The sequence below is a fragment of the Nocardia sp. NPDC003345 genome (genome assembly GCF_053589395.1).
The window spans coordinates 1-4,500 of sequence record NZ_JBSFRU010000432.1 but is presented as its reverse complement, the minus strand read 5'-3'; the positions used below and the strand labels follow the sequence as shown (position 1 = coordinate 4,500).

Genomic DNA, 4,500 nt, shown 5'->3' with positions numbered 1-4,500 from the left:
CGGTCGAATACGGCGGCCGCGCCGCGAGCGTCGGGCAGCAGATCATCTTCCACGAGGAATATGCCAAGGCCAACGCGCCCGCGCGGGTCTCGCATGTGGGTGAGGAACTGCTCGGACCGACCCTGCTCGCCTTCGGTACCGACGCCCAGCGCGACCGCTTCCTGCCCGGGATCCGCACGGTCACCGAACTGTGGTGCCAGGGCTACTCCGAACCCGGCGCCGGGTCCGATCTCGCCGCTGTCTCCACTTCGGCGCGCCTCGACGGTGACCAGTGGTCGATCAACGGGCAGAAGATCTGGACCTCGCTGGCCCATGTGGCCGACTGGTGTTTCGCGGTCTGCCGCACCGAACCCGGTTCCAAACGCCATAAAGGTCTTTCGTACCTGCTGGTGCCGATGGATCAGCCCGGTATCGAGGTGCGTCCGATCAACCAGCTCACCGGCACCTCCGAATTCAACGAGGTGTTCTTCGACAACGCCCGCACCGATGCCGACCTGGTGGTCGGCGAACCCGGCGACGGCTGGCGGGTCGCCATGGGCACCCTCAATGTCGAACGCGGTATCTCGACCCTCGGCCAGCAGATCCGCTTCGCCCGCGAGCTGGCCGCCATCGAGGAACTGGCCCGGGAATCCGGCGCCCTCGACGACCCGCTACTGGTGGACAAGATCGACCGGGCCTGGGTGGGTCTGCGAGTGTTGCGGGCACACGCCATGCGCACCATGGCCGAAACCGCCGACGACGGCGGGCAGGCCTCGGTGGGCAAACTGCTCTGGGCCAACTGGCATCGCGGTCTCGGTGAACTGGCCATGGCGGTCCGCGGCGCCGCCGGGCTGGTCGCCGCGGACGGTGATCTCGACGAATGGCAGCGGCTGTACCTGTTCACCCGCGCCGATACGATCTACGGAGGTTCGAACGAAGTGCAGCGCAACATCATCTCCGAGCGGGTGCTCGGACTTCCCCGCGAGGCCCGGCAGTGAGCGGGCCGCTGTCGGTCGCGCCGCAGCAGACCCCCGGGCACGGACTCCTCGCCGGCCGCCGGGCCGTGGTCACCGCGGCCGCCGGTACCGGGATCGGCTCCGCGACCGCCCGCCGGCTGCTGGCCGAAGGCGCCGACGTGGTGGTGTCGGACTGGCACGAACGGCGTCTGGAGGCGACCCGCGCCGAACTGTCGGAGGAGTTCGCCGACCGTAAGGTGCACGCCATCGTCTGCGATGTCACCAGCACCCGGCAGGTCGACGAACTCGTGCGCGGATCCGCCGCGGCGCTGGGCGGGGTCGAGATCTTCGTCAACAACGCCGGACTCGGCGGTGAGACCCCCGTGGTCGATATGACCGACGAACAGTGGGACAAGGTCCTCGACATCACTCTCAACGGCACCTTCCGCTGCACCCGGGCCGCGCTCAACTACTTCCGGGACGCGAAGCACGGCGGCGTGATCGTCAACAACGCCAGTGTGCTGGGCTGGCGGGCCCAGTACGGGCAGGCCCACTACGCCGCGGCAAAGGCGGGCGTGATGGCGCTGACCAGGTGCAGTGCGGTGGAGGCGGCCGAACTCGGGGTCCGGATCAACGCGGTATCGCCGAGCATCGCCCGGCACGCCTTCCTCGACAAGACCAGTTCCTCCGAACTGCTCGACCGGCTCTCCGAGCGGGAGGCGTTCGGCCGCGCGGCCGAACCGTGGGAGGTCGCGGCCACCATCGCGATGCTCGCCAGCGACTACACCACCTACCTGACCGGTGAAATCGTGTCGATCAGCAGTCAGCGCGCGTAGTCGCGCCTCAGGCCCGGGTCAGCGCGAAGATACGCAGATTCCGGTCGGTCCGGGTGCGGTACGCCGCGTAGGCGCCGGTGATATCGACGAAACGCTGGAAGACCGCGTCGGCGGCCGCGCCCTCCACGAGCGCGGCCGTCACCGGAATACGTTCGCCCGCGATGGCGACGGTGGCGCCCGGGTTCGCGAGCAGATTGGCAGTCCAGGCCGGGTGGTGCGCCTGGCCGAAATTGCTGCCGACGATGTACAGGGTGGCACCGTCGTGCACGCACAGCAGCGGCTGGGTCCGCGGCTGTCCGGACCGGCGGCCGGTGGTGGTCAGCAGGATCACCGGGACTCCGACCGGCCCGAGCACGGTGTATCTGGCGCCGGTGCGTTCCAGCAACCGGCGATCCAGCGGCGTGAGGGCGCGGATGACACGGGACCCCACCTTCGTGGCGGCGAGAGCGCTCGCCGCACGGGCCGGCAGACCGTCCGGAGAACCCCACTGCCGCTGCGGGAAAGGCGTCGTCATGCGCGGCAATATACCGGCGCCTCCCGGGTGCTCCCGCCGATTCGCCCGGCTGTCCGGCGCGAGAACGTTCGCACTCGGTGGAACCCGTTCCGGCGGGCAAGCGTCCAACAGATCGGAAGTAGTGCGGCCGCGCCGCTTCTGTGATTCGGGCCCGGTGGGGTCCGGCTCCGATAGGAGGGGGGAGCCGGAAACCCCGGGCCCGTTTCGTTTCGGCCACCATAGACCAAGCAAATGCTTGGTTGTATCATGGCGGGGTGACCGCACCCGACTCCACGAAATCGGCCCGGCGAACCGAACTCCTCGACCTGGCGGCCGAGCTGTTCGCCGATCGGGGCGTGCGCGCGACCACGGTGCGTGATATCGCCGACGCCGCCGGCATCCTCTCCGGCAGTCTCTACCACCACTTCTCCTCCAAAGAGGGCATGGTGGACGAGATCCTGCGCGGGTTCCTGGACGAACTGTTCGGACGCTACCGCGAGATCGTGGCCGCCGGCCTGAATTCCCGCGCCACCCTCGAAGCCCTGGTGCTGGCCTCCTACGAATCGTTCGATCGCTCCCACGCCGCGGTCGCCATCTACCAATCCGAGGCCAAACGGCTCCAGACCGTATCCCGCTTCGACTACATCAACGACTACAACCGCGAGTTCCGGGATCTGTGGCGACGCGTACTCACCAGCGGCGTCGCCGACGGCAGTTTCCGGCCCGAACTCGACGTCGATATGGCCTACCGCTTCCTGCGCGACACCGTCTGGGTGGCCGTGCGCTGGTACCGGCCTGGTGGCGGATCGGTCACCGTGGACACCCTCGCCAAGCAGTACCTCACCATCGTGCTCGACGGGCTCACCGTGCCGGGCCACACCCATTAGGAGAGATTCCCATGGCAACTCCTGCCCGCCGCCCCTACGCACCGCTGCGTGAGGCCTATGTGATCGACGCGGTGCGCACTCCGGTCGGTAAGCGCAACGGCGCACTGGCCGAGGTCCATCCGGCGGATCTCGGCGCGGCCGCGCTGCAGGGCCTGCTCGGACGCAACCCCGTCGACCCGGCCCATGTCGACGACGTGATCGTCGGCTGCGTGGACAATGTCGGGCCGCAGGCCGGCAATATCGGCCGCACCATGTGGCTGGCCGCCGGCTACCCCGAAGAGGTTCCCGGGGTCACCGTGGACCGGCAGTGCGGATCCAGCCAGCAGGCCATCAACTTCGGCGCCCAGGCCATCATGAGCGGTACCGCGGAGGTGATCGTGGCCGGCGGTGTGCAGAACATGAGCGCCATCCCGATCTCCGCGGCCATGATCGCCGGTAAGGAATACGGCTTCGACTCGCCGTTCGTGGGCGCCAAGGGCTGGGATCACCGCTACGGCACCGCCGAGGTGTCACAGTTCCGGGGCGCGCAGATGATCGCCGAGAAGTGGGGCATCAGCCGTGCGGAGATGGAGCGCTGGGCGCTGCGCAGTCACGAGCGGGCCCGCGCGGCCATCAAGGCGGGCCGGTTCGACAAGGAGATCGTCCCGGTCGGTGATTTCTGGATCGACCAGGGGCCGCGCGAAACCAGCCTGGAGAAGATGGCAACACTGCCCGCGCTGGAAGAGGGCAGCCCGCTGACAGCCGCGGTGGCCTCGCAGATCTCCGACGGCGCCAGCGCCACCCTGCTCGCCTCGGACTGGGCGGTACAGGAGTACGGCCTGAAGCCACGGGCCCGGATCATCCACGTCAGCGCCCGCGGTGCCGACCCCCTCTACATGCTCACCGCACCCATTCCCGCCACCAAGTGGGCGCTGGAGAAGACCGGCCTGACCATCGACGATATCGACGTGGTCGAGATCAACGAGGCCTTCGCCCCGGTGGTGCTGGCCTGGCTGAAGGAAACCGGCGCCGACCCGGAGAAGGTGAACGTGAACGGCGGCGCCATCGCGCTGGGGCATCCGCTGGGGGCGACCGGGGCGAAACTGTTCGCGACCCTGCTCAACGAACTCGAGCGGATCGACGGGCGCTACGGCCTGCTCACCATCTGTGAGGGTGGCGGGACGGCCAACGCCACCATCATCGAGCGAATGAGCTGAAATATCGGGCTGTTGAGCTGAGGTATTTGGAGCGGAACCCTCCGTCAAGGGTTCGGCTGTAATTTTGGAGCGGCTCCGCCGCTCGAGGGTTCGGCCCCCTTGGCGTCTGCTGTCGGCCCTCGAGACTTGTGGCTTCGCCACGTGCGCTTCGAG

General features: G+C 68.4%; 5 protein-coding genes. 4 read left to right on the top strand and 1 reads right to left on the bottom strand.

Features of this window, described 5'->3' with window-relative positions; translation table 11 throughout:
- Both ACWDU1_RS29975 and ACWDU1_RS29970 read left to right on the top strand, forming a co-directional pair.
- A partial coding sequence (locus ACWDU1_RS29975) for an acyl-CoA dehydrogenase family protein (protein ID WP_450003611.1) occupies nucleotides 1–977 on the top strand: 977 nt, incomplete at its 5' end.
- The gene (locus tag ACWDU1_RS29970) at nucleotides 974–1,771 is read left to right on the top strand and encodes an SDR family oxidoreductase (RefSeq protein WP_450003609.1); all 798 of its coding nucleotides are present in this window, start codon (nucleotides 974–976) and stop codon (nucleotides 1,769–1,771) included. The genes ACWDU1_RS29975 and ACWDU1_RS29970, both read left to right, overlap by 4 nt.
- Nucleotides 1,772–1,778: 7 nt before the next feature.
- Here ACWDU1_RS29970 and ACWDU1_RS29965 read toward each other — a convergent pair whose 3' ends face one another.
- On the bottom strand, nucleotides 1,779–2,285 hold the full coding sequence (locus ACWDU1_RS29965; RefSeq protein WP_450003608.1) for a nitroreductase family deazaflavin-dependent oxidoreductase: 507 nt from the start codon (nucleotides 2,283–2,285) through the stop codon (nucleotides 1,779–1,781).
- Between the two features lie 254 nt (nucleotides 2,286–2,539).
- Here ACWDU1_RS29965 and ACWDU1_RS29960 point away from each other — a divergent pair, with 254 nt between their 5' ends.
- Together ACWDU1_RS29960 and ACWDU1_RS29955 are read left to right on the top strand one after the other, a co-directional pair.
- Nucleotides 2,540–3,151, top strand: a complete 612-nt coding sequence (locus ACWDU1_RS29960; protein ID WP_450003606.1) for a TetR/AcrR family transcriptional regulator — start codon at nucleotides 2,540–2,542, stop codon at nucleotides 3,149–3,151.
- A 44-nt stretch (nucleotides 3,152–3,195) separates the two neighbouring features.
- Complete coding sequence (locus ACWDU1_RS29955) at nucleotides 3,196–4,347, top strand: acetyl-CoA C-acetyltransferase (protein ID WP_450003613.1); 1,152 nt, start codon at nucleotides 3,196–3,198, stop codon at nucleotides 4,345–4,347.
- Nucleotides 4,348–4,500 lie beyond the last annotated feature (153 nt).